Consider the following 21,905-nt stretch of genomic DNA (forward strand, 5'->3'; position numbering starts at 1 on the left):
ATGAGCGAACCCTCAATCCTGTTCTTCGAGGTCAATGAGCGCCAGGGGGTCTTCCACCGGCGCGCGTTCCTGATGGGTGGCCTGGCCGGCGCCGGCCTGCTGGCCCTGGGCGGCCGCCTGGCCCAACTTCAACTGGTCGAGGCTCAGCGGTATCAGAAGCTGTCGGCCGGCAACCAGTTCAACTATCGCCTGACGCCGCCGCCCCGCGGCCTGATCCTCGATCGCAACGGCACGCCCCTGGCGTCCAACCGGCCCAATTTCCGGCTGATGATCACCAAGGACAAGGGCATGGATGTCGAGGCCGCCCTCGACGACCTTTCGCTGTTGGTGCCCATCGACGGCTCGCGTCGCGCCCGCCTGATCAAGGACATCGCCCGCGCGCCTCGCAAGGCGCCCGTGGCGATCATGGAAGACATGAGCTGGGAGGAGTTTTCCCGGGTCAATATCCGCGCGCCCGAACTGCCCGGCGTCACCGCCGACATGGGCGAGGTGCGGGTCTATCCGTTCGGCGGCGCCTTTGCGCACGTGATCGGCTATGTGGCCAAGGTCTCGGACCGCGATCTGCTGGCGGCCGACAAGGATCCAACCCAGGACCAGGACCTGCTGCACCATCCGGGCTTCCGGATTGGCAAGCAAGGCGTGGAAAAGGCCTTCGATACCGCCCTGCGCGGACGGGCCGGCGCCACCAAGGCCGAGGTTGACGCCCAGGGCCGCGTCGTTCGCCTCGACCCCGAAGGCGACATCCACACTACGCCAGGCAAGGAAATCCGCCTCACCCTCGACGCCGACATCCAGAACCGCGCCCTCGAAGTGATGGGCGAGGAGAGCGGTGCCATCGTGGTGATGGACGTGCGCAACGGCGACCTGCTGTGCATGGTCTCGGCGCCGAGTTTCGACGCCAACCGTTTCGTGCGCGGCCTCAGTGGTCCGGAATACAAGGCCTTGTCGGAGTACGAGCGCAAGCCGCTGCTCGACAAGTCGATGACCGGCACCTTCCCGCCGGGCTCCACCTTCAAGCCGACCGTGGGCCTGGCGGCGCTGACCGCGGGCATCGATCCTGAGATCCGCATCCACTGTCCCGGCAGCTGGTACTATGGCGGTCGCACGTGGCGATGCTGGGAGCCGCGCGGTCACGGCTCGCAAAACCTGCACGATGCGATCAAGAACTCGTGTGACGTCTATTTCTATCAGACCTCACTGAAGATCGGCCCTGACGCCATCGCCAACGCGGCGCGGGCCATGGGTTTTGGCCAGCTGTTTGACATCGGCATTCCCGGCCAGAAGAAGGGCAATGTCCCCGACCGGGCCTGGAAGAAGCGGGCCTTCAAGAAAAACCCGGCCAACCAGATCTGGTTTCCGGGTGAAACCCCCAGCTACGGGATCGGGCAGGGGGCCCTGACGGTGAACGCCCTGCAACTGGCGGTGATGACGGCGCGCCTGGCCAACGGCAAAAAGGCCCTCAACCCGCGTCTGATCAAGTCGGTCGGCGGGGTCGAGCAGCCCAGCGGCGCGGCTGTGCCTGACCTGCCGTTCTCGCAGGAACATCTGGATTATGTGCGCGGCGGCATGGCGGCTGTGGCCAACGATGTGCGTGGTACGGCCTATCGTCAGAGCCAGCTGGGGCTTGGCGATGTGCAGATGGCCGGCAAGACCGGTACGGCCCAGGTGCGCAGCTATGACGGCGTCTCGAACCGGAAAGGCTACGCTACGACCTGGCGCCTGAAGGACCACAACCTGTTCGTGGCCTTCGCGCCTTATGACGACCCGCGCTACGCCGTGGCGGTCATCATCGAGCACGGTGGTCTGGGCGGCGCAACCGCTGGCGCGCCGCGTGCGCGCGAGGTCATGCGTGTAGCCCTGCTGAAGGATCCCGAGATCCGCGCCCGCATCGAAAGGCCGATGCCGATGCCCGATGCGCCGCCTGAGGCGGTTGTTGAGGGTGCCGCGCCGGCGGATCCGATCGTGGGCGCGCCGCCGCAGGAGCCGCACATATGACCCTCAGCGGCGGCCTCAGCCGGCCCGGCGAACGCGACCGGCCGATCATCAAGTTCATGGAGATCGACTGGACGTTCTGTCTGGCGCTCTGCCTGATCGCCGGCGCCGGCGCGCTTATGCTGTTCTCGATCGCCGGCGCGTCCTGGGAACCCTGGGCCGCCAAGCACCTAGTCCGTTTTGGCATCTATTTTGTGATCATGATCGTGCTGGCGATGGTCGACCTGCGCCTGTGGTTCATGATCGCCTATCCCGTTTATGTTGTGGGTCTGACCTTGCTGGTCGCGGTGGAGCTGTTTGGCGACACCTCGCTGGGCGCCCAACGCTGGCTGTCGATCGGTGGCTTCCGGTTCCAGCCTTCCGAGATCATGAAGATCGGCCTCGTTCTGGCTCTGGCCCGCTACTATCATGGCCTGTCCGCCGACAGCGCACGGCTGTCCTGGCGATTGCTGGTCCCGATGTTGATGATCGGTGCGCCCGTGCTGTTGGTCGCCCACCAGCCCGATCTTGGCACCGCTCTGCTGATCGCCGCCACGGGTCTGGCGATCGTGGTTCTGGCCGGTCTGTCGTTGCGCGTGATCGTGGCCGGCGTCGTCGCGGCTCTGGTCGCCATCCCGCCGTTTGTGCTGTTCGTGCTGCACGACTATCAGCGCAATCGTATCATGACCTTCATGAACCCCGAGGCTGACCCCTCGGGCAACGGCTATCACATCATGCAGTCCAAGATTGCCCTGGGCTCGGGCGGCCTGATGGGCAAGGGTTTTGGATTGGGTTCGCAGAGCCAGCTGAACTTCCTGCCCGAAAAGCAGACCGACTTCATCTTCGCCACCCTGGCCGAGGAATTCGGCTTCCTGGGCTGTTTCAGCGTGCTGTTCCTGTATGGCGTCGTGATCTTCATGGCCTTGCGCATCGCTTCGATCAGCCACAGCCATTTTGGCCGGCTTGCCGCCGCCGGCACGACGGCCACGTTCGCGCTCTATGTGCTGATCAATGGAGGGATGGTGATGGGCATGGCGCCGGTGGTCGGGGTGCCCATGCCGATGCTGTCCTACGGCGGCACTGTGATGCTGACCGTGATGATCGGCTTTGGCCTGGTGCAGGCCGTGCGGGTGCACCGCTACACCGAGGTGACCAGCGGCAAGGGATCGCTGATGTGACGCCGGGGGCGGGCCATTTGCTGCCCGTCATCCTGACGCCGCGTCTGCGCCTGCGCTGTTTCGAGGCCGGGGACGCGCCGAGCCTCGCCGCCAATCTGACGCCGCCGGTGACCCGCTGGCTGGCGACCTGGCCCGATCCCGTGTCCGTCGACCTCGCCGCCCAGCGCATCCAGATTGCCCGAGACGGCGTCACGGCCGGCTGGCACGTCGGCTATGGCGTCGAACGCTTGTCCGACGGGTTGCTGATCGGGGGCTTCGGCGGCGATGTCGACGTGACCGGCGAGACCTTCGAGATCGGCTATCACCTGGCCGAACACGCCCACGGCCAAGGCTATATGACCGAAGCAGGCAGGGCGGCGATCGCCACGCTCTGGGATCTGATGCCCATCAAGCGGATCGAGGCCGTCGCCCAGCGTGAGAACGTCGCGTCGTTCGCGGTGATGACGCGTCTGGGCATGAACCCCGCAGGCCAGCGACTGGTCCATTCCCTGGCGCGCGATCGCTGGGAGTGGTGCGGCGTCTACGGCGTGGATCGCCCTGGGCGCTGAGCTAGGGGTCGGCGCCACCTCGAGCAGCGAAATTGGTCCTAGGAGACCAGAGCTGACTCGGTGGCCCGCACCAAACCGTCGATGATCCCGGGCTCGGTCGAGGCATGACCGGCGTCCCAGATGATGTCGAAGCGCGCTTCCGGCCAGGCCTTGTGCAGCGACCAGGCGCTGTCGAGCGGCGTGACCACATCGAAGCGGCCCTGCACGATCCAGCCGGGGATGTGCTTGATCTTGTCGATATTCTTCAGGATCCAGCCGTCGTGATCGAAGAAGCCCTTGTTGGTGAAGAAGTGGCATTCGATCCGCGCGAAGGCGATGGCGAAATCTTCCTCATTGAACTTGGAGGGGCGGGCCTCCGGCCCGCGCAGCGAGATGGTGTCGCCTTCCCACTGGCTCCAGGCGGCGGCGGCTTCCAGCTGCACGCGACGATCGGGGGCCACCAGCCGACGGTGATAGGCGCTCATAAGATCGCCGCGCTCTTCCTCGGGGATCGGCGCCAGGAACCGCTCCCAGGCGTCGGGGAACAGCATTGAGGCACCGTCCTGATAGAACCAGCGCAGTTCCTTCTCGGTGAGCAGGAAAATGCCGCGCAGCACCAGGCCCTCGACGCGGTCGGGATGCTTGATGGCGTAGGCCAGGGCCAGGGTCGAACCCCACGAGCCGCCGAACACGGTCCATTTCTCGACGCCAAGATGCTCGCGAAGCCGCTCGATGTCCTCGATCAGGCTCCAGGTGGTGTTGTCGTCCAGGCTGGCATTGGGGCGCGAGCGGCCGCAGCCGCGCTGGTCGAACAGCGCCATGCGCCATTTGGCCGGGTCGAAGAACCGGCGCATGGTCGGGTTGACCGCCCCGCCGGGGCCGCCGTGCAGGATCACGCACGGCTTGCCGCGCGGATTGCCGCATTCCTCGTAATAGATCTCGTGCGGTCCGCCGGTAGGCATCCAGCCGAATGAATAGGGTTCGACCTCACGAAAGAGGCCGCGCCGGCCGATCGAGGACATGACGTTAGAGGAAGCGTTGCGATCCATGCCCCGAACCTAACGCGCTTCACCTCGTCCTGTGAACGAAAGATCGACCAACGCCGTTCGGGGATGCGTCCTGCCGCCGAGTTGCTATGTTCCGCTCATGGACTCGCCTGAAGAACTTACCGACGAAGAGCTGCTGGGCCTGCTCACCCCGCGCCAGCTGGCGGAACTGGACCGCACGATCGGCGAGACCTTCTCCGATGGCGGCGTTGATCGCGCCGAGGCGTTGTTCGCCCTGGCTCAGGTCTATTCGATGCGCGCGGCCCAGCGCGACGAGACCTCGGCCCTGGCCCTGCTGCAATTGGCGGCGGCGATGCGACGGCGGGCCGAGGCACTGGCCAGCGGCCGGCCCTGAAGCGTCAGGCCGGAAAGCGGCGATCCAGCCAGTCCAGCATGGCCGCATTGACCTCTGCCGGCTTCTCCTGCTGGGTCCAGTGGCCGCTGCCCTTGATCAACACCTTCTCCAGATCCTCGATCTGCTCGCCCATGCGGTCGCAGAGCGAGGGCGGCAGGACCACGTCATGCTCCGCCATGATCATCAGGCAGGGGATGGCGTCGATGCGGCGGGGCAGATGTTCCGAGCGCTGCCAGTTGCGGGTGAAATTGCGGTACCAGTTGATGCCGCCAGTAAAGCCGGTGCGCTCGAAGGTCTCGGTGAATACGGCCAGTTCTTCGGGACGCAGGAACTGCAACGGGTCGCTGGCGGGATTGTAACGCGCGAGGCCTTCCTGCAGGGCCAGGCTCTTGCGCTCCGCCGGGCGCGCTTCAAAGGCTTCGACGCTGTCGCCGGGCGCGCGCATAAAGAAGCGGATGGTCTTGCCAGGATCGGAGCCCAGCAGTGCGTCGGCGACGCCGGGTTTCTGGAAATGGACGATATACATCTCGTCGCCATAGGCGCGGCGATACATCTCGATCGGGTCCACGGGCAGGCGAGGGGTGAACGGAGTGTTCAGGCCCATGATCCCGGCGCAGCGATCGGGATGCAGCAGCGGCATGGCCCAGACGATGATGCCGCCCCAGTCGTGACCGACGAAGACAGCCTTTTCGACGCCCAGATGGTCCAGCAGTCCGACCAGATCACCGGTCAGGTGCTCCATGTCATAGGCTTCGACCGGTTCGGGGCGATCTGTGAGGCCATAGCCGCGCTGGTCTGGCGCGATCACCCACCGCCCGGCCGCAGCCAGCGCCGCGACCTGATGTCGCCAGGAATAGGAAAACTCTGGAAAGCCGTGGCACAGCACGATGGGAACACCCTGACGCGGGCCGGCCTCATAATAGGCCATGCGGATGCCATTGACCGTCGCGAACGACGGCTGCGGCATGGGCGGGGCCAGCGGACGCTCCTCGGTGCGGCTCATCGACGTCTCCTGCGGCTTTCCTGCCCTATCTGATTGATGATCACCGTGACGGTCCAAACCTCGCACCGCAAGCCGGTTGAGGGGTTCACGTTGCGTCAAACGAGAGTAGAAGGCCCCATGACTGTCGCCGAACCGCCCGTCGCAACGCCTTGGAGGCTGGTCCTCCTGCTGGGCGCCCTGACCGCCTTCGCGCCTATGTCGATCGACATGTACCTCTCGAGCCTGCCGTCGATCGGCCGGTCGCTGCACGCCGGGCCGGATCAGACCCAGGCCACCCTGGCCGCGTTTTTCGCCGGCATGGCCATCGGCCAGTTCATCTACGGTCCGGCGTCGGATCGCCTGGGCCGACGCGGACCGATCCTGTTTGGGGTTGCAGTCTATTTCCTGGCTTCAGTCGCCTGCGCCCTGGCGCCGACCATCGAGGCGCTGATCGCGGCGCGGTTCGTTCAGGCCCTGGGCGGTTGCGCCGGAGCGGTGGTCGCCCGAGCCGTGGTGCGCGATCGTTTTGGCCATGCCGACACGGCGCGCGTGCTGTCGCTGATGACCCTGATCATGGGCCTGGCGCCTGTGCTGGCGCCGCAGCTAGGCGGTCTGATCCAGCTGGTCGCCGGCTGGCGCGGTGTGTTCTGGGTGCTGGCGGGGTTTGGCCTGGCCATCGGCGTCTGGGTGGCGCTGGGACTGAGCGAGTCGCGCTCGGCCGAGACCGAGGCCCAGGCGCGTTCGGAAAATCCCTTCAAGGCGTTCGGCGCGCTGCTGCGGATGCGGCGGCTGGTCGGCTATGGCGTGGCCGGCACGCTGAACGGTGCGGTGCTGTTCACCTACATTTCCGGTGGGCCGGATGTGATCATGGGCGCCTACGGCCACTCGCCGCTGGCCTTCAACATCATCTTCGCCTTCAACGCCGTAGGCATCATCGGCGCCAGTCAGGTCAATCGGCTGCTCCTGCGCCGGACAACCCCGGACCGGGTGTTGATGCGCGCCAGCATCGCTTCGGTGATCTTCGCCTTCCTGCTGGTCGGGGCGGCTTGGTCGGGGCTGGGCGGACAGTGGACGGTGCTGCCGCTGCTGTTTCTGGCGCTGTCGACCTATGGCCTCATGGGCGGCAACACCATGGCCGGCGCGCTCAGCATTGATCCCAAGCGAGCGGGCTCAACCTCGGCTCTGATGGGCTCGGCCTCGTTCGGCTCCGGCGCCATCGCCGCCTGGGTCAGCGGCCTTCTGCACGACGGCACGGCCAGGCCGATGGCCGGCGTGATGTTCGCCTGCCTGATCGGCTCGTCGCTGGCCATCTTCCTGATCGCCCTGCCCGAGGGCGGCGCCAAGACCGAAGCCTGAGGCGGCTCTAGCCGATCAGGTTGCGAAGCCAGGTCAGCACGTTTTCCCAGACCGCGATGAGTTTCGCCAACGGACTTTCCAGCGCGGGCGGAGGTGGCGGCGGGGCCGGCACGAACCAGCTGGGCGCGGCGGGCGGCGCGCAGTTCATCCGCATCCCCACGCCCTTCAGATAGCCGCGCCGGATGCCGCCTGAACGGATAGCGGCCTGCACGGCCTTGTCGTGCTTGGCCGCGCCGGTCAGCTTGCGTATCCAGCCGCGGAACGGCAGCACGTGGGTGGTCTGGTCCCGAACCTCGGCGACCCCGGCCTTCCAGGCGCCGTCGACCACCTTCCTGCTCCTGGAGCGCTCGTCAGGGGGCGAGGCCTCATCCAGATCGGGGCCCAGCGCCGCGTCCAGCCGGCCGATCTCGGCGGCGATCGGTTCGCAACGCTCCAGACCCACCACGTCATAGGGATCGGCGACCGCGCGTGTCAGCACCGCCGGTATGTCCTTTCGCTTGAGGTTCAGGTCTTCCAGCGGCGCGGTGACGGCGTCGCGCATGGTGTCGCCGCGCTGGGTCGTGCCAGGATCGGCGGCCAGGGCCGGTCCGCTCAGCAGGGCGCAGGTCAGGGCAAGAGGGATCGAGCGTCGCATCCTGGCGAGATCGCCCGGCTTTGCGGCCTGGCGCAAGAGGAATGCTCTAGGGGCGGCGATGAACGACGCCATCCTTGATTACCAGAACCACGGCCTTGGTCGCCTCGATATCCCGGGTCGGATCGCCGGTGACGGCGACGATGTCGGCAAGGTAGCCGGGCTTCAGCTGGCCAAGATCGTTCTGCCGCCGCAGCACTCTGGCGTCCACGGCCGTAGCGGCCAGCAGGGCCTGGGTCGGGCTCATGCCGTGGCGGACCATCCACACTAGCTCGCGGGCGTTGTCGCCATGGCGGAATACGCCGACATCGCTGCCCATACCGATGGTTACGCCACTCTTTATCGCCAGCCTGAAGGCCCGTTCGGCGGCCTGCATGGCGGGGGTGGACGGTGTCTTGCCGGCGACATAGCCGCCGAAATAGGTCGAGGTGCTCTCGCTGGCCGTCAGGGTGGGGAAATAGGCGACGCCCTTTTCGGCCATCAGCCTGAAGGTGGCTTCCGAGCCGCCATAGCCATGTTCGATGGTGTCGGCGCCGGCCAGGATCGAGCGGCGCATGCCCTCGTCGCTGGCGGCGTGGATCGCCACCGGGCGGCCGCTGGAATGGGCGACATCGATCATCGCTTTCAATTCGTCGAGGGTGAAGGTCGGCTGGGTCGAGCCGTCGGGGCCGACGCGGTAGTCAGCATAGATCTTGATCCAGTCGGCGCCCGCGCCGGCCTGCTCGCGCACCGCCCTGACGCCCTCGTCGATCCCGCTGGCCTCCTGGGCGCCCTGGGGGATCTCGGCCTCGGGATTGTAGTTGCGGCGCGCGGGGCCGTAGGCGCCGGTAGCGACGATGGCGCGGGTGGCCACGAACAGGCGCGGACCCGGGATCAGCCTGTCATTGATGGCGCGCTTGATCGAGACGTCCGACACGCCCGCGCCCTCGGCACCCAGGTCGCGCAGGGTGGTGAACCCCGCGTCCAGCGTGGCCCTGGCCTGAACCGTCGCGCGGATTACGCGGTAGTCGGGCGCTTCCTTCAGCACCTGATCGTCCCATGAGGCTTCATTGTAGGGATGCAGCAGCAGGTGGCTGTGCAGATCCATGAGGCCGGGGATCACCGTCGCGCCAGGCAGGTCGATGACCTCGGCTCCGGTCGCGTCGAGGCCGGCAGCAGGGCCGACTGCGGCAATCCTGTTGTCGCGGATCAGAACACCCCAGCCCTCATGGGGCGGACCGGTGTCCTCGGCCGTCCAGACACGGGCGGGCTTGAGCAGGATAGGCTGGGCGGCTTCGGCGAGGCTGGGAGCCAGGACAAAGGCAAGGACGGCGATCAGATGGCGCATGGACGACTCGCGGTTGGGTGACGAGCTAACGCCAAAATCGCGGCGGTCCCAACCAAAGGAATGGGCAACGGAATGGGCGCGGACGACAATCGTCGCCCGCGCCCGCCCTGCATTGCCCGCTAGGCGGTCGCGCAGCGCCAGCTGATCAGCGGTCCGTCCTCTTCGTCGAGGCGCTCGCCCATCTGCACAAAGCCGTTGCGGCTCAACACAGCTTGCGAGGCCTGGTTCGTCGTAGATGTCTCCGCCGTCAGGGCTGTTACGTCGGCCCGGCCTTTCGCCCACGCGACGATGTCACTCACAGCTCGACCGGCGCAGCCGCGACCCTGTCGACTGGGCGCGACGCCATAGCCGATATCGACCACGCCGTGCTCTGGCGGCCGCGTGACCGAGCAGAGCCCGACCACCTCGCCGCTCTCGACGATCAGCCAGGAGGCGGGCGAGAAGGTCGCCCAGACGCCGTTGGCGACACCGGCCAGCATTTGGATGATCGCAGGCGGCGCGATCGGCGTGTCGGCCAGAGCTAGATCTCTTGGCCCGAGGCCCAGCATCAGGCGTGCGTAGTCGTCTTTGGTTGTTTCCAGGATCATGGTTGCTCTCGAAGGAAATGAGGGGACGTCGATGACGTCTGTCCAGGCTTCGTGAGCGGTCAGCGTCCGGGCGTGCTCACACGCGTCCTCGCTGGCCGCTGAAGCGGTCCAAGGCGAGGTCGGTGAGCAAAGGCATTCTCCTGGAACTGACCCGCCGATCTCGTCGGTGGGCATTCCCAGACCCTACGAACTGCCCGCGTCGTTGGGAAGACTCAGATTTCCTGGTTGTACTTCCCGACCCGGTCGCCGAGGCGCGGCTTCACTTCCTGGCGGAACAGGGCGCGCATGTCGTCTTCGGAGCTGGTGCTCTCGACCACGACCACGATCTCGGGCTTGTTGGACGAGGCCCGCACCAGCACCCACGAGCCGTCTTCCAGGTGCACCCGCACGCCGTTGACGGTGATGACCTCGGTGATCCTGCGGCCCAGGATGGAGCCGCCGGCGGCGAACAGGTCCTGGTATTCCTTCACCACGTCATCGACGATCCCGTACTTCACCTCGTCGCCGCAGTGCGGGCTCATGGTCAGGGAGGTGAAGGCCACCGGCAGGGCCTTGCGCATGTCCGACAGCTTCACGCCCGGATTGCGGTCCAGCATGGCCAGGACGGCGGCGGCGGCGGTCAGGCCGCAATCATAACCGTAGCCCAGGTCGCCGTTCATGAAGAAGTGGCCGCTCTTCTCGAACCCGGCCAATGCGCCGACCTCGGCGCTCTTACGTTTGATGTAGCTGTGGCCGGTCTTCCAGTAGATCACCTTGCAGCCATGCTGCGCCAGGATCGGGTCGGTGGCGTAGAGCCCCGTCGACTTCACATCGACCACGAAGGTCGCGCCTGGGTTCAACGGGGCAAGGTCGCGGGCCAGCATCAGGCCGATCTTGTCGGCGAAGATCTCCTCGCCCTCGTCATCGACCACGCCGCAGCGGTCGCCATCGCCGTCAAATCCGAACGCCAGGTCGGCGCCATGCTCGCGCACGGCGGCCGCCATGGAGTGCAGCATCTCAACGTCTTCCGGGTTCGGATTATATTTGGGGAAGGTGTAGTCGAGCTCGGTGTCCATGCCGACCACGTCGGAGACGCCCATGCGCTGCAGGGCGTCGACCGCGAAGGCCCCGGCCGTGCCGTTGCCGCAGGCGGCGATGACCTTCAGCGGCCGGGTGATGCTGGCGCGTTTGGCGACGTCGGCGATGAAGCGTTCGGCCTCGCCCTCGACCCGGATCAGCTTGCCGCCGTCGCGTTCCACGAACTTGCCGCCCAGCACGATGTCGCGCAGCCGGCCCATCTCGTCGGGACCGAAGGTGAGGGGGCGTTGCGCGCCCATTTTCACGCCGGTCCAGCCGTTCTCGTTGTGGCTGGCGGTGACCATGGCCACGCAGGGGATGTCCAGATCGAACTGGGCGAAATAGGCGGTGGGCGACAGGGCCAGGCCGATGTCGTGCACTTCGCAGCCGGCCGAGATCAGGCCCAGGATCAGGGCGTTCTTGATCGACGAGGAATAGGAGCGGAAGTCGTGGCCGACCACGATCTTCGACAGGTCCAGCTCGTGGATATAGGTGCCGAGCCCGAGGCCCAGGGCCTGAATGCCCAGCAGGTTGATGTCGGGGCCGAACAGCCAGCGTGCGTCATATTCCCGAAAGCCCGTGGCCTTGACCAGCGGCTCGTTCTCATAGGCGGCGGTATTGGGAACGAGGTCGGAGCGGGGCGCGGAGAACATCGGGGCTCGCATCATAGTTGAGAGGGTCGCTTTAGCGGCCCCGGACCGACGCTGCTAGCGTTCTTGAATGACATCGAGTGTCAAAACGTGACCTACGCCTAGATAATGCCCGCCCGCAGCAGATCGTGGACATGCAGGATGCCGACGGCGCGGCCGCTGTCGACCACGAATAGCACGGTAATACGGCGCTCGTTCATCACCTTCAGGGCTTCGGCGGCCAGGGCATTGGGGCCGATGGTCTGGGGCGCGTGGGTCATCACCTCATCGGCGCGGTGATCCAGCAGGCCGTCCATATGACGGCGCAGGTCGCCGTCGGTGATCAGACCGATCAACTGGCCAGAAGGGTCGATCACGCCGGCCGCGCCGAAACGCTTCTCGCTCATCACCAGCAGGGCGGCTGGCATGGGGGCGTCGGCGGCGACCAGCGGCAGTTCCTGATCGCCATGCATCAGGTCGCCGACCGTGCGCAGCATCGAGCCCAGCTTGCCGCCGGGATGGAAGACCCGGAAATCGCTGGCGGTGAATCCCCGTCGCTCCAGCAGGGCCACGGCCAAGGCGTCGCCCAGGGCCATCTGCAGGGTCGTCGAGGTCGTAGGGGCATTGACCTCCGCTGTCGCTTCCGGAGCGTCGGGCAGCAGCAGCAGAATGTCGGCGGCGCGACCCAGTTGGCTGTCGGCCACGGCGGTGATGGCGATCAGCGGGATCGAGAAGCGCTTGGCGTAGGCCAGGGTGTCTGACAGCTCCCGCGCCTCGCCGGACTTCGACAGGGCCAGGACCACGTCATCCTGGCCGATCATGCCAAGATCGCCATGGCTGGCCTCGGCGGCGTGGACGAACATGGCCGGCGCGCCGGTCGAGGCCATGGTCGCGGCGATCTTGCGGGCGACGTGGCCGGACTTGCCGATACCGGTGCACACGACACGGCCCTTGGCAGCGAAAAGGGTTTCGACGGCCCTGCCGAACGTATCCGACAGCGTGTCCGAGAGGGTTTTCAGCGCCTCGGCTTCACCCAGTATGACTCTCTGGCCGACCAGAACGGCGTCGAAGGCGCTCACTGCACGGCTCCGCCGGCGGCCTTGACGGCCTTGACAGCTTCTTCCGCGCGGCGGCGGGCGCTATCCTTCTCGCGCTCGATCTTGGCCCGCATTTCCGGCGTCTGCTGGATCGGGACCGAGCCGAACGGATCGGGCGAGCGCGCGCCGTAGCCTTGCGGCCAGACCAGGGCGAGGGCGATCATCGTCAAGGCGATCAGCGCCATCAGGGGCATGAAAATGCGATCAGACATGCGCCTGCCTATAGCATGTGTCGCGCGGACGGGGAGGGGGCGCTTGACGGAGCGCGCCTCTGGGCCTAGCCCGCCCGTGACATCTCGCAAGGAGGCCCGATGCCCACCCTCGTCCTGCTCCGCCACGGTCAAAGCCAGTGGAATCTCGAGAACCGTTTCACCGGCTGGGTGGACGTCGATCTGACCGCCGAGGGTGAAGCCCAGGCGCACAAGGGCGGCGAGCTGATCAAGGCCGCGGGCATTGATCTCGACGAGGCCTATACCTCGGTCCAGACGCGCGCCATTCGCACCTGCAATCTTGCGCTGGACGCCGCCGGCCAGAGCTTCGTGCCGGTCACCAAGGACTGGCGCCTGAATGAGCGCCACTATGGTGGCCTGACGGGTCTCAACAAGGCCCAGACCGCCGAGAAGCATGGCGAGGCGCAGGTGACGATCTGGCGCCGATCCTACGATATCCCGCCGCCGGAACTGGAGCCGGGCGGCGAATACGACTTCAGCAAGGACCGCCGCTACGCGGGTAAGGACCTGCCTTCGACCGAGAGCCTGGCCACGACCCTGGTCCGGGTATTGCCCTATTGGGAAGCCGAGATCGCGCCGAAGCTGACGTCTGGCGAGACGATCCTGGTGGCCGCCCACGGCAATTCCCTGCGGGCCATCGTCAAGCACCTGTTCCAGGTGCCGGACGCTGACATCGTTCATGTCGAAATTCCCACCGGCAATCCGCTGGTGATCGAGCTGGACAGCGCCCTCAAGCCGATTTCGGTCCGCTACCTCGACGAGAGCCGCGCTCAAGAGCTGCCCGTAATCGCCTGACATAACCGGAAACGCTTGGAAACTCAGCGTTAATGCCCGGGCGGGCATGGTCTCGGTCCATCCAGTCGGGATAGATCGTAAGCACCATGACCGCCCCAGTGGCGACAGGCCAAGAGTACCGGCGCCTGACGCAATATGACGTGGACGTTATCTGCGCCAAGCACGACCGCCTGTGGGCGGCTCGGCTCGGGGGCGCGCGCGCGGTCTTCGCCTTCTGCGACCTGTCGGGTCTGTCGGTCACCGGCCGCAATCTTTGCGACGCCGATTTCACGGGGGCCTTGCTGGTCGGTTGCGACTTGCGCAAGGCTAAGCTCGACAACGCCAACATGTATGGCGCCGACCTGCAGGGCGCTGATCTGACCGACGCCTCCATGCGCCGCGTTGACCTGCGAGGCTCCAGCCTGCGCGGCGCCAACTTGACCGGCGCCGACCTGTTCGAGGCCGACCTCCGTGAAGGCTCGATCGCCTCCGCCGACCGCAAGGAAGGCTACAAGATCATCGAGCCGGCGCATCGGGAGGCCTATGCCTCCGGCGCCATCCTTGCCGGTGCGAACCTCGAGCGCTCGCGCCTGTCGGGCATCGTGGCGACCAAGGCCGACTTCAGCGATGCGATTCTGAAAGACGCGAAACTGGTCCGCGCCAACCTCAAACAGGCCAACTTCAACGGGGCCAACCTGGCTGGAGCCGATCTGTCAGGCGCCAACCTGTCTGGCGCGGACATGCGAAACACCGTGCTGGTGGGCGCCAAGACCCAGCAGTGGAACGTCAATGACACCAATATGGACGGCGCCCTGACCGACAAGCCATCGGGGACCAGTGTCTCCGACATGCCCTACGAACAGATGATCGCTGACCACGCGCGCTGGTGCGAGACCGGTGGCGCCGAGGGTAAGCCTTCGGCCTTCGACAAAGCCGATCTGCGCAATCTGAAATCGGTCCGCGGCTTCAATCTGACGGCCCTGTCGGCCAAGGGCGCGGTGTTCTACGGCCTCGACATGGAGGGCGTGCAGCTTCAGGGCGCGCAACTGGAAGGCGCGGACCTTCGGGCCTGCAATCTTCGTCACGCCGACCTGCGCGGCGCGCGGCTTCGCGGCGCCAAGCTTTCGGGTTCGGATCTTCGCGACTCCCAGCTTGGCCCGCTACTGATCGGGCGTGACCGGTTGCTTCCGTCGGACCTGACCGGCGTGCTGCTGACCAATGCCGACCTGGCCCGGGCCGACCTGCGGCAGGCCTGTCTCAGCGGCGCGGACCTGTCGCGCGCCAATTTCACCAACGCCCTCCTCAAGGAAGTCGACATTACCGGAGCCATTCGCCTGGGGGCCAGAGGCCTGGAAGGCGTCATCTGATCTACCGCGACATTTCCGCGCAGTCTTAACCGTTCGCTCGTCGATCGTCGGTATTGTCCCTCTGCGTGAGCAGAGACTTTTCCGGGGAGATAGCAGGGCATGACCGCCGCGGAGAGTATGGCTGGCAGACGACGCCTTAGTCAGGCCGAGCTCGACATGATCGTGACGGCTCACGAGAAATTCGCAACGGGCAAGCAGGGCGGCAAGCGGGCTTCCCTGAAATTCATGAACCTGTCCGGCCTGGACATGTCGTTCCGCAATCTCGTCGACGCTGATTTTACCGGTTCGGTCCTCGACGGCTGCCGCATGGTCCGCACCAAGCTGGACCGCGCCAGCCTTTTTGGCTGCGATCTGCGCAAGGCTGATCTTCGCCAGGCGACTCTGGTTCGCGCCGATCTGCGCGGCGTCTGCCTGCGCGGCGCCAACCTGGCCCAGGCCGACCTGACCCAGGCCGACTTCCGCGAAGGCCAGATCGCTATTCCCCATCCCCGCAGGGGCCTCGACACGCTGCGTCACGAGACCCGCCTGGGCGAGGTCGATGAGGTTAACTTCTCTGGCGCCACCCTGGACGGTTCGCAGTTCGAGGGCGTCTCGGCCTTCAAGGCCGATTTCAGCGACTGTTCGCTGCGCGGCGCAAAATTGTCTGGCGCCAATCTCAAGGAAGCCAATCTTTCAGGCGCCATTCTGGATGGCGCTGACATCAAGGGCGCCAACCTCGAAGGCGCGAACCTGCAAGGCTCGGTCATGGCCGGGGTCGACACCTCGACCGCCCGCACCTTGGGCTCGAACATGACTGGCGCTCTGGTCACTGTGACGGCCCAGGCCCTGGCCAAGGCCCAGGAACTCTATCAACGCGCCCTCGACAACCAGCGCTGGTGTCAGACCGGTGGCAAGGAAGGCCAATGCGCGCGGCTGGACGGCGAAGACCTGCGTCCGCTGGGCGATCGCCTCAAGGGCCTGCGCCTGACCGCGATGAGCGCCAGGGGGGCCTGTATGGTGGGCCTGGATCTGTCGGGCGCCCAGCTGCAGGGCGCCAACCTCCAGAATGCCGACCTTCGCTCGGCCAACCTGCGCGGCGCCGACCTGCGCGGCGCCAAGCTGACCGGCGCCAATCTGACCAAGGCTGATCTGCGGCAGGCGTTTCTGACCCCGCTGCCGCTGGGCCCCGAGCGCCGCACGCTGACCAACCTGGCCTCGGCTCGGCTACGTTATGTGATGGCCCAGACGGCCGATCTGTCCGAGGCGGTGTTTGACGGCGCCGATCTGCGCGGCGCCGACTTCACCGGCGCCCGCGCCGTCAAGGCCAGCTTCCGCGACTGCGACCTGAGCCAGGTGCAGGGCCTGGACCTCTCGATCCCGGGTTAGGCCTCGACCTGAAAAAGGCGGCGCATCGCTGCGCCGCCCAAGTCGAGGGGAGGGATCTCAGAAGATGATGGTCAAGGCTGCCAGTTAGGCGGCCTTTTCGCTTTTAATCGTCTTGCCTTCGATCAGCGGCGCGACGTCCGACTTGATCTCGATGGTGCGGGGCTTGAGGGCCTCAGGCAATTCGCGCTTCAAGGCGATCGACAGCAGACCGTCGGCCAGGGCCGCGTCATGCACGATCACATAGTCGGCCAGCTGGAAACGGCGCTCGAAATTGCGCTCGGCCAGGCCGCGATGCAGGTAGCGCTTGACGTCATCATTGGCAGTTTTTCGCCCGGTGACAGTGAGAAGGTTCTCCTTCACCTCGATCGACAGTTCGTCCGACTTGAAGCCGGCGACGGCGATCTCGATGCGATACGCATTCTCGTCGGTGCGCTCGATATTATAGGGGGGATAGCCCGAGGCGGCTTCGTTCGACGCAGCGGCGTCGAGCAGCGAGGCCAGTCGGTCGAAGCCGACGACAGAGCGATACAGGGGGGAAAGGTCGATAGTGCGCATGGTCTCATCCTTCTCATCAAGCAAGGTTGCAGTGTCTGCTCGTCCCGTTGGCGACCCGAAACCGGCGTCGCCTGTGGTCCGGAAGGCCCGGTTGTCCAGCGCCTTCGATTAGACAGGTGGGGAGCAGGTTTTCGACTTCAAGAGGTTGAATTGAACCTCGGTCGGTAAGGGCTTGATCCGCGCCCGACCCCGGCTAAGGTCGCCGCTCCTGATGCGGAAGAGACCCGAACATGACCCACCGTCGCCATGTCCTGATGCTGGCCGCCACGCTTTGCCTGGCCGCCGCTCCCGCAGCCTTCGCCGCAGACGCGGCGCTCAAGGCCGCTATCGCCGCCCCGCACCGTTCCGCCGCTGATGTGGCGCGCGACGGGGCCCGCCATCCCTATGAGAGCCTGTCGTTCTGGGGCGTGAAGCCCAAGCTGACCGTGATCGAGGTCTCTCCAGGCAACGGCTATTGGACCGAGATCCTGGCCCCCTATGCCAAGGCTACGGGCGGAAACTACACCGCGGGTGTCGCCGACCTGGCCAATCCCAAGCTCTCGGACGGCGCCCGCAAGGGACGAGAGGCCTTTGAGGCGCGCTTTGCCGATGAAGCCCGCTATGGCAAGGTGGGCTATGCCAATTTTGGCTCCGTATCGGCGCCTCTGGGCGCGGCCGGCTCGGCCGATCTCGTCCTGACAGCGCGCAATGTTCATAACTGGACCGTGCAGCCTGGCGTCGCCGATAAGGTGTTCGCCGACTTCTTCGCTGTGCTGAAGCCAGGCGGGATCCTCGCGGTTGAAGAGCACCGGGCCGATCCGAAGCCAGAGAACAGCGCGGGCGCTGATGGCTATCTTTCGACGGACACCGTCCTCGCCCTGGCCGAGAAGGCAGGCTTCATGCTGGCCGAGAAGTCCGAGATCAACGCCAATCCCAAGGACACCAAGGACCACCCCTTCGGCGTCTGGACCCTGCCGCCGGTCAAGCGCACTGCGCCCGCCGGAAAGCCCGCTGATCCCACCTTCGACCGCGCCAAGTACGACGCGATCGGCGAGAGCGACCGGATGACCCTGCGCTTCCGCAAGCCTTCGTGATTCGGCGCCTTTCGGCCTGGATCGCGAAATAGTCTGGCGGCGTTCGTAAGGGGGACTGATGCTTCCGGATTTTTTCTGGTCCAGGCGAGGCCTGATCGTCGGCGGGGTGGCGACTGGCCTTGTCGGCTGCGGACGCAAGACGGCTGAAGATGCGCCCAAGGCTCCCGCCAAGGCCGCAAGCGAGACCATAGAGACTGCGGTCGGCGGCGATTGGCGCTCGTCGGCCGACCGCGCTCGCGACATGTGGCGCCACCCTGTCGAAAGCCTGAAGTTCTGGGAGCTGAAGCCGGGACAGACGGTCGTCGAATTCTGGCCGGGGGCAGGGTGGTACACCGAAATCCTGGCCCCGTTCCTGGCGTCGACCAAGGGCAAGCTCTACGCCCCGACCCTGCAGGCCGACGCCAGCGACCCTGCCGCCGCCGAGGTGGTCGAGGCCTATCGGCGCAAGCTCTCGGAGAAGTCCAGGCTCTATGGCGCCGTGGAGGTTACGGCCTTTGGCCCAACCAGCGGACCGGTCGCTCCGGCCGGCTCTGCCGATCTGGTGCTGTTCCTCCGCAATATCCACAACTGGATGGCGGCGGGTATCGCCGAGAAGGCGTTCAGGGATGCCCTGGCGGCGCTCAAGCCCGGCGGGATCCTCGGCGTCGAGGAACACCGCGGCGAAGCCGGCCGTATCCAGGACGTTCTGGCGGCCGATGGTTATGTGCAGGAGGCCTATGTCGTTCAGATGGCTCAGGAAGCCGGTTTCATCCCGGCGGGCTCCAGTGAAATCAACGCCAACCCCAAGGACACCAAGGATCACCCCTTCGGCGTCTGGACACTGCCCCCGACCCGCCTTTCGTCCCCGCGCGGCGAGCCGGCAGAGCCGGGCTTCGGCCATGCCAAGTACGATGCGATCGGCGAGAGCGACCGCATGACCCTCAAGTTCGTGAAGCCCAAATGAGTCCTTTGAAGGCGCGCCTCCTGGCGGCGGCCCTGATGGCCGCGATCGCCACGCCGGCCCTGGCCGAAAAGATCGGGCCGGCGGCGAAGGCCTTCCCCTATCTCGAGAAGTTTCTGAAGGTGCCGGCAGGCGAACGCGCCCGGGTGCGGCTTGGCTATACGCTGAGCCTCAATGACAAGCCTCTGGCCAATCTGAAGGCGACGCTGATCGAGGCGAACGGCGCACGCACGCCGCTGCCGGTGAATGCCTCCGGGGCTTTCGAACGCCTGCCCACCCTGGCGCAGATCGAGGGCGGGGCCAAACTTGCGCTCGACCTGCCTGAGGACGCCAAGGTCGGCACAACGCTCAATTTCGCGACGCAGCTGAACCCGGCGACCGAGTATGACACGCGCGAGCTGACGGCCACGGTGACCGAGGCCAATACGGTGATCGGCAAGGCTGCGGGCCCGATGGGCATGCTGCTGCCCAAGATGACCGGGATCTCCTTCGTCAAGGCCGCCGGCGGGGTCGCCATCTTGGCCGATGGCCGCACCCTGCCGCTGCCCCAGATCAAGGAAACACCTTATTTTCGTCCGGAAGATTTCAAGGGCGCCGTAAGGGTAAAGTTGACAAAAAGCCCGACTAAGGTCGGGTTCTACGACCGAAAGAAATAAGCCAGACCGGGTCTGAACGGTGTTTACTTGCCGTCGTCGCTCGGTCTAGCTTCCGCCCACTCAACACGCGAACACACAGGGAGATCGCGCTCATGGCCACGCTGCAAGAAATCACCGACCGTATCAAAGGCGCCGTGGGCGACGACAGCGGACTGGGCAAAAGCCTGAAGTTCGACCTGAAGGACGCCGGCGTCGTTCACATCGACGGTGGTTCGGTCACCAATGAAGACAAGCCCGCCGACCTGACCATGACTCTGAGCATGGACGATCTGCTGGCCATCGGCGCCGGCTCGCTGGACCCCACCATGGCGGTGATGACCGGCAAGCTGAAGCTGTCGGACATGGGCGTGGCCATGGCGCTGCAGTCGAGCATGGCGGCGCTGTTCGCGAAGATGCGCTGATCCCATGACGGAACGGGCGCCTCTGGTATCGATTCCCGAGGCTCCGGTTCCGGATCATGGAACGGCTGAATGGTTTGTCGGCGCGGATGGGGCGACCCTCCGCGCCGCTTGCTTTTCACCGCCAGGCCAATCCTCGACTGAGGGGCCGCGCGGCTCGGTGATTGTCAGCCCGGGCCGAACCGAACCGATCGAGAAATACTACGAGGTCGTGCAGGACCTGCTTGACCGCGGCTTCGCGGTGCTGGTCCACGACTGGCGAGGGCAGGGTCTGTCGACCCGCTTTCTGCCTGACCGCCTCAAGGGCCACGCCCAGGGCTTCAAGCCGTTTCTGAGCGACTATACGGCGCTGCTCGACACCTTCGAAGACCGTCTGCCCAAGCCGTGGATTGCCGTGGGACACTCGATGGGCGGCTGCCTGACGACCCTGGCCCTGGCCCGGGGCGAGGCCCGCTTTTCGGCCTGTGTGCTGTCGGCCCCGATGCTGGGTCTCGATACCGGCCGCCGGCCGCCCCGCGCCTCGCGGGCTCTGGCCTGGATCATGGCCCGCGCCGGGTTCGCCGGCGACTATACCCCCGGCGAAATCAGCGACCCGTTCGCCGACACCTTCGCCACCGACGCCCTCACCCATGACAAGGCGCGGTACGCGCGCTATCGGGCCCAGCTTCTGGCCAACCGCGACCTCGCTCTGGGCGGCGCCACCTGGGGCTGGGTGGACTTCGCTTTTTCCGCCTGCGCCTGGCTGCGCCGCTCGCCGGGCGTCGAGGCGATCTCGATCCCGGTGACCATCGTCGGAGCGGGTGAAGACACCCGCGTGGTGAACGCCGACCTCAGGTCGATCGCCAGCCGTATTCCCCGGGGCCGTTACCTGGAGGTCGAGGGCGCGTTCCACGAGGTCCTGATCGAGCGGGACGAAATGCGGGCGCAGTTCTGGACGGCGTTTGACGAGACGGTGGATGCCGTCGCGCCTATTTCGCCGACCGCCTGAGCGACACCAGCGCCTCGTCGAGCGGCCTACGATCCCCCGAGATCACCATCTGGCCGCCGTTCTGCCCGATCGCTTCGCCGCGCCAGTCGGTGACGATGCCGCCGGCGCCTTCGATCACGGGGATAGCGGCTTCGATGTCCCAGGATTTCAGGCCGGCCTCGATGACCATATCCATCTTGCCCATGGCGACCATGGCATAGGCATAGGCGTCGCAGCCCAGGCGGGCCAGCTTGGCGGCGGCGCGGACCTGCAGCCAGGCCGCACGTTCGGCCCCGTCGAAACAGGCGTCGGGATCGGTGGTGGAGATCACGGCGTCGGTCAGGTTCGCGCACGCGCGGACCTTGATCGGCGTGCTCTGGCCGCGCGAGATCAGGCGTGAGCCGCCGGCGTGGCCGATGAAGATCTCGTCCATATAGGGTTGGCCGATGGACCCCAGCACGGGGCGGCCCTGGTGGCGCAAGCCGATCAGGGTGGTCCACATCGGCAGGCCGGCGATAAAGGCGCGCGTGCCGTCGATCGGGTCGAGCACCCAGACGAACTCGGCGTCGGGGCGGTCCTCGCCATACTCCTCACCAATCACGCCATGCTCGGGAAAACGCTCCGAGATCAGGGCGCGGATGGCGGCCTCGGCCCCGCGATCGGCCTCCGTGACCGGATCGAAGGCGGCGTGGCTTTCACGCGGCAGGTTCTTGCCGGCGCCCTTGTCCTCGAGCCCGTGATCCGCCCGGAACAGCGGCAGGATCACCCCGGCAGAAGCCCGGTTGAGATCGATGATGAAGGCGTCGAGCGCCGTGAACTGGTTAGCGGAAAGCGTCAT

The 21,905-nt window shown here is 66.2% G+C and carries 23 protein-coding genes; 13 read left to right on the forward strand and 10 right to left on the reverse strand.

Annotated features, from left to right (window positions below):
* From mrdA to ACN2C8_RS06250, 3 genes are read left to right on the forward strand one after another with little or no spacing between them, the layout of a single operon-like run.
* Positions 1-1,995, forward strand: coding sequence for a penicillin-binding protein 2 (gene mrdA / locus ACN2C8_RS06240; protein WP_419254970.1), 1,995 nt, complete (start codon positions 1-3; stop codon positions 1,993-1,995).
* Positions 1,992-3,149: a rod shape-determining protein RodA gene (gene rodA, locus ACN2C8_RS06245; protein WP_419254971.1), complete on the forward strand. Its 1,158-nt coding sequence runs from the start codon at positions 1,992-1,994 to the stop codon at positions 3,147-3,149. Before mrdA ends, rodA begins: the two co-directional genes overlap by 4 nt.
* On the forward strand, positions 3,146-3,697 hold the full coding sequence (locus tag ACN2C8_RS06250) for a GNAT family N-acetyltransferase (protein ID WP_419254972.1): 552 nt from the start codon (positions 3,146-3,148) through the stop codon (positions 3,695-3,697). Before rodA ends, ACN2C8_RS06250 begins: the two co-directional genes overlap by 4 nt.
* 38 nt (positions 3,698-3,735) lie before the next feature.
* Here the strand turns inward: ACN2C8_RS06250 and pip are convergent, their stop codons facing one another.
* A complete protein-coding gene (pip, locus tag ACN2C8_RS06255) occupies positions 3,736-4,725 on the reverse strand; it encodes a prolyl aminopeptidase (RefSeq protein ID WP_419254974.1) in 990 nt (329 codons plus the stop codon).
* A 97-nt stretch (positions 4,726-4,822) separates the two neighbouring features.
* Here pip and ACN2C8_RS06260 point away from each other — a divergent pair, with 97 nt between their 5' ends.
* The gene (locus ACN2C8_RS06260) at positions 4,823-5,077 is read left to right on the forward strand and encodes a low temperature requirement protein A (protein ID WP_419254976.1); all 255 of its coding nucleotides are present in this window, start codon (positions 4,823-4,825) and stop codon (positions 5,075-5,077) included.
* Between the two features lie 4 nt (positions 5,078-5,081).
* On the opposite strand, the gene ACN2C8_RS06265 is transcribed toward ACN2C8_RS06260, so the two are convergent.
* Entirely contained in the window at positions 5,082-6,044 is a 963-nt protein-coding gene (locus tag ACN2C8_RS06265; protein ID WP_419255824.1) for an alpha/beta fold hydrolase, read from the reverse strand.
* 153 nt (positions 6,045-6,197) lie between these two features.
* On the opposite strand from ACN2C8_RS06265, the gene ACN2C8_RS06270 reads away from it, so the two are divergent.
* On the forward strand, positions 6,198-7,415 hold the full coding sequence (locus ACN2C8_RS06270; RefSeq protein ID WP_419254977.1) for a multidrug effflux MFS transporter: 1,218 nt from the start codon (positions 6,198-6,200) through the stop codon (positions 7,413-7,415).
* A 7-nt stretch (positions 7,416-7,422) separates the two neighbouring features.
* Here the strand turns inward: ACN2C8_RS06270 and ACN2C8_RS06275 are convergent, their stop codons facing one another.
* The 6 genes from ACN2C8_RS06275 to ACN2C8_RS06300 form a co-directional block, all read right to left on the reverse strand.
* A complete protein-coding gene (locus tag ACN2C8_RS06275; RefSeq protein WP_419254978.1) occupies positions 7,423-8,085 on the reverse strand; it encodes a hypothetical protein in 663 nt (220 codons plus the stop codon).
* Positions 8,086-8,095: 10 nt separating this feature from the next.
* On the reverse strand, positions 8,096-9,373 hold the full coding sequence (locus ACN2C8_RS06280) for an amidohydrolase family protein (protein WP_419254979.1): 1,278 nt from the start codon (positions 9,371-9,373) through the stop codon (positions 8,096-8,098).
* Between the two features lie 119 nt (positions 9,374-9,492).
* The gene (locus ACN2C8_RS06285) at positions 9,493-9,960 is read right to left on the reverse strand and encodes a GNAT family N-acetyltransferase (protein ID WP_419254981.1); all 468 of its coding nucleotides are present in this window, start codon (positions 9,958-9,960) and stop codon (positions 9,493-9,495) included.
* A gap of 212 nt (positions 9,961-10,172) precedes the next feature.
* Entirely contained in the window at positions 10,173-11,669 is a 1,497-nt protein-coding gene (locus ACN2C8_RS06290; RefSeq protein ID WP_419254983.1) for a phosphomannomutase/phosphoglucomutase, read from the reverse strand.
* Positions 11,670-11,767: 98 nt separating this feature from the next.
* Positions 11,768-12,724, reverse strand: a complete 957-nt coding sequence (locus ACN2C8_RS06295) for a KpsF/GutQ family sugar-phosphate isomerase (protein ID WP_419254985.1) — start codon at positions 12,722-12,724, stop codon at positions 11,768-11,770.
* Positions 12,721-12,954: a hypothetical protein gene (locus ACN2C8_RS06300; protein ID WP_419254986.1), complete on the reverse strand. Its 234-nt coding sequence runs from the start codon at positions 12,952-12,954 to the stop codon at positions 12,721-12,723. Before ACN2C8_RS06300 ends, ACN2C8_RS06295 begins: the two co-directional genes overlap by 4 nt.
* 99 nt (positions 12,955-13,053) lie before the next feature.
* Here ACN2C8_RS06300 and gpmA point away from each other — a divergent pair, with 99 nt between their 5' ends.
* The 3 genes from gpmA to ACN2C8_RS06315 all read left to right on the forward strand — a co-directional run bounded on the left by gpmA (position 13,054) and on the right by ACN2C8_RS06315 (position 16,478).
* Positions 13,054-13,767 carry a 2,3-diphosphoglycerate-dependent phosphoglycerate mutase gene (gene gpmA, locus ACN2C8_RS06305; RefSeq protein ID WP_419254988.1) on the forward strand — a complete coding sequence of 238 codons (714 nt, stop codon included), beginning with the start codon at positions 13,054-13,056 and terminating at the stop codon, positions 13,765-13,767.
* 86 nt (positions 13,768-13,853) lie between these two features.
* Positions 13,854-15,113 carry a pentapeptide repeat-containing protein gene (locus tag ACN2C8_RS06310; RefSeq protein WP_419254989.1) on the forward strand — a complete coding sequence of 420 codons (1,260 nt, stop codon included), beginning with the start codon at positions 13,854-13,856 and terminating at the stop codon, positions 15,111-15,113.
* Positions 15,114-15,212: 99 nt separating this feature from the next.
* On the forward strand, positions 15,213-16,478 hold the full coding sequence (locus ACN2C8_RS06315) for a pentapeptide repeat-containing protein (protein WP_419254991.1): 1,266 nt from the start codon (positions 15,213-15,215) through the stop codon (positions 16,476-16,478).
* An 84-nt stretch (positions 16,479-16,562) separates the two neighbouring features.
* On the opposite strand, the gene ACN2C8_RS06320 is transcribed toward ACN2C8_RS06315, so the two are convergent.
* On the reverse strand, positions 16,563-17,033 hold the full coding sequence (locus ACN2C8_RS06320) for an Hsp20 family protein (protein ID WP_419254992.1): 471 nt from the start codon (positions 17,031-17,033) through the stop codon (positions 16,563-16,565).
* 230 nt (positions 17,034-17,263) lie between these two features.
* Here ACN2C8_RS06320 and ACN2C8_RS06325 point away from each other — a divergent pair, with 230 nt between their 5' ends.
* From ACN2C8_RS06325 to ACN2C8_RS06345, 5 genes are all read left to right on the forward strand, one after another.
* On the forward strand, positions 17,264-18,106 hold the full coding sequence (locus ACN2C8_RS06325; RefSeq protein WP_419254994.1) for a class I SAM-dependent methyltransferase: 843 nt from the start codon (positions 17,264-17,266) through the stop codon (positions 18,104-18,106).
* Between the two features lie 58 nt (positions 18,107-18,164).
* Positions 18,165-19,049 (forward strand): class I SAM-dependent methyltransferase, encoded by an 885-nt coding sequence (locus ACN2C8_RS06330; protein WP_419254995.1) that lies wholly within the window; start codon positions 18,165-18,167, stop codon positions 19,047-19,049.
* Positions 19,046-19,702, forward strand: a complete 657-nt coding sequence (locus ACN2C8_RS06335; RefSeq protein WP_419254996.1) for a hypothetical protein — start codon at positions 19,046-19,048, stop codon at positions 19,700-19,702. The genes ACN2C8_RS06330 and ACN2C8_RS06335 overlap by 4 nt, the downstream gene beginning before the upstream one ends.
* Before the next feature lie 92 nt (positions 19,703-19,794).
* Complete coding sequence (locus ACN2C8_RS06340; RefSeq protein ID WP_419254998.1) at positions 19,795-20,103, forward strand: SCP2 sterol-binding domain-containing protein; 309 nt, start codon at positions 19,795-19,797, stop codon at positions 20,101-20,103.
* Positions 20,104-20,107: 4 nt separating this feature from the next.
* Positions 20,108-21,088: an alpha/beta fold hydrolase gene (locus ACN2C8_RS06345; protein ID WP_419254999.1), complete on the forward strand. Its 981-nt coding sequence runs from the start codon at positions 20,108-20,110 to the stop codon at positions 21,086-21,088.
* Here ACN2C8_RS06345 and hisN read toward each other — a convergent pair.
* A complete protein-coding gene (gene hisN, locus ACN2C8_RS06350) occupies positions 21,069-21,905 on the reverse strand; it encodes a histidinol-phosphatase (protein WP_419255000.1) in 837 nt (278 codons plus the stop codon). The genes ACN2C8_RS06345 and hisN overlap by 20 nt on opposite strands.

This window comes from Caulobacter sp. ErkDOM-C, from assembly GCF_048541825.1.
GTDB lineage: Bacteria > Pseudomonadota > Alphaproteobacteria > Caulobacterales > Caulobacteraceae > Caulobacter.

What these genes read in the sequence shown, in the direction of transcription:
- mrdA (WP_419254970.1), top strand. Translation starts at nt 1, where the DNA reads ATGAGCGAACCCTCAATCCTGTTCTTCGAGGTCAATGAGCGCCAGGGG.
- rodA (WP_419254971.1), top strand. Translation starts at nt 1,992, where the DNA reads ATGACCCTCAGCGGCGGCCTCAGCCGGCCCGGCGAACGCGACCGGCCG.
- pip (WP_419254974.1), bottom strand. Translation starts at nt 4,725, where the DNA reads ATGGATCGCAACGCTTCCTCTAACGTCATGTCCTCGATCGGCCGGCGC.
- ACN2C8_RS06260 (WP_419254976.1), top strand. Translation starts at nt 4,823, where the DNA reads ATGGACTCGCCTGAAGAACTTACCGACGAAGAGCTGCTGGGCCTGCTC.
- ACN2C8_RS06265 (WP_419255824.1), bottom strand. Translation starts at nt 6,044, where the DNA reads ATGCCGCAGCCGTCGTTCGCGACGGTCAATGGCATCCGCATGGCCTAT.
- ACN2C8_RS06270 (WP_419254977.1), top strand. Translation starts at nt 6,198, where the DNA reads ATGACTGTCGCCGAACCGCCCGTCGCAACGCCTTGGAGGCTGGTCCTC.
- ACN2C8_RS06280 (WP_419254979.1), bottom strand. Translation starts at nt 9,373, where the DNA reads ATGCGCCATCTGATCGCCGTCCTTGCCTTTGTCCTGGCTCCCAGCCTC.
- ACN2C8_RS06285 (WP_419254981.1), bottom strand. Translation starts at nt 9,960, where the DNA reads ATGATCCTGGAAACAACCAAAGACGACTACGCACGCCTGATGCTGGGC.
- ACN2C8_RS06290 (WP_419254983.1), bottom strand. Translation starts at nt 11,669, where the DNA reads ATGTTCTCCGCGCCCCGCTCCGACCTCGTTCCCAATACCGCCGCCTAT.
- ACN2C8_RS06300 (WP_419254986.1), bottom strand. Translation starts at nt 12,954, where the DNA reads ATGTCTGATCGCATTTTCATGCCCCTGATGGCGCTGATCGCCTTGACG.
- gpmA (WP_419254988.1), top strand. Translation starts at nt 13,054, where the DNA reads ATGCCCACCCTCGTCCTGCTCCGCCACGGTCAAAGCCAGTGGAATCTC.
- ACN2C8_RS06310 (WP_419254989.1), top strand. Translation starts at nt 13,854, where the DNA reads ATGACCGCCCCAGTGGCGACAGGCCAAGAGTACCGGCGCCTGACGCAA.
- ACN2C8_RS06315 (WP_419254991.1), top strand. Translation starts at nt 15,213, where the DNA reads ATGACCGCCGCGGAGAGTATGGCTGGCAGACGACGCCTTAGTCAGGCC.
- ACN2C8_RS06320 (WP_419254992.1), bottom strand. Translation starts at nt 17,033, where the DNA reads ATGCGCACTATCGACCTTTCCCCCCTGTATCGCTCTGTCGTCGGCTTC.
- ACN2C8_RS06325 (WP_419254994.1), top strand. Translation starts at nt 17,264, where the DNA reads ATGACCCACCGTCGCCATGTCCTGATGCTGGCCGCCACGCTTTGCCTG.
- ACN2C8_RS06330 (WP_419254995.1), top strand. Translation starts at nt 18,165, where the DNA reads ATGCTTCCGGATTTTTTCTGGTCCAGGCGAGGCCTGATCGTCGGCGGG.
- ACN2C8_RS06335 (WP_419254996.1), top strand. Translation starts at nt 19,046, where the DNA reads ATGAGTCCTTTGAAGGCGCGCCTCCTGGCGGCGGCCCTGATGGCCGCG.
- ACN2C8_RS06340 (WP_419254998.1), top strand. Translation starts at nt 19,795, where the DNA reads ATGGCCACGCTGCAAGAAATCACCGACCGTATCAAAGGCGCCGTGGGC.
- ACN2C8_RS06345 (WP_419254999.1), top strand. Translation starts at nt 20,108, where the DNA reads ATGACGGAACGGGCGCCTCTGGTATCGATTCCCGAGGCTCCGGTTCCG.
- hisN (WP_419255000.1), bottom strand. Translation starts at nt 21,905, where the DNA reads ATGACGCTTTCCGCTAACCAGTTCACGGCGCTCGACGCCTTCATCATC.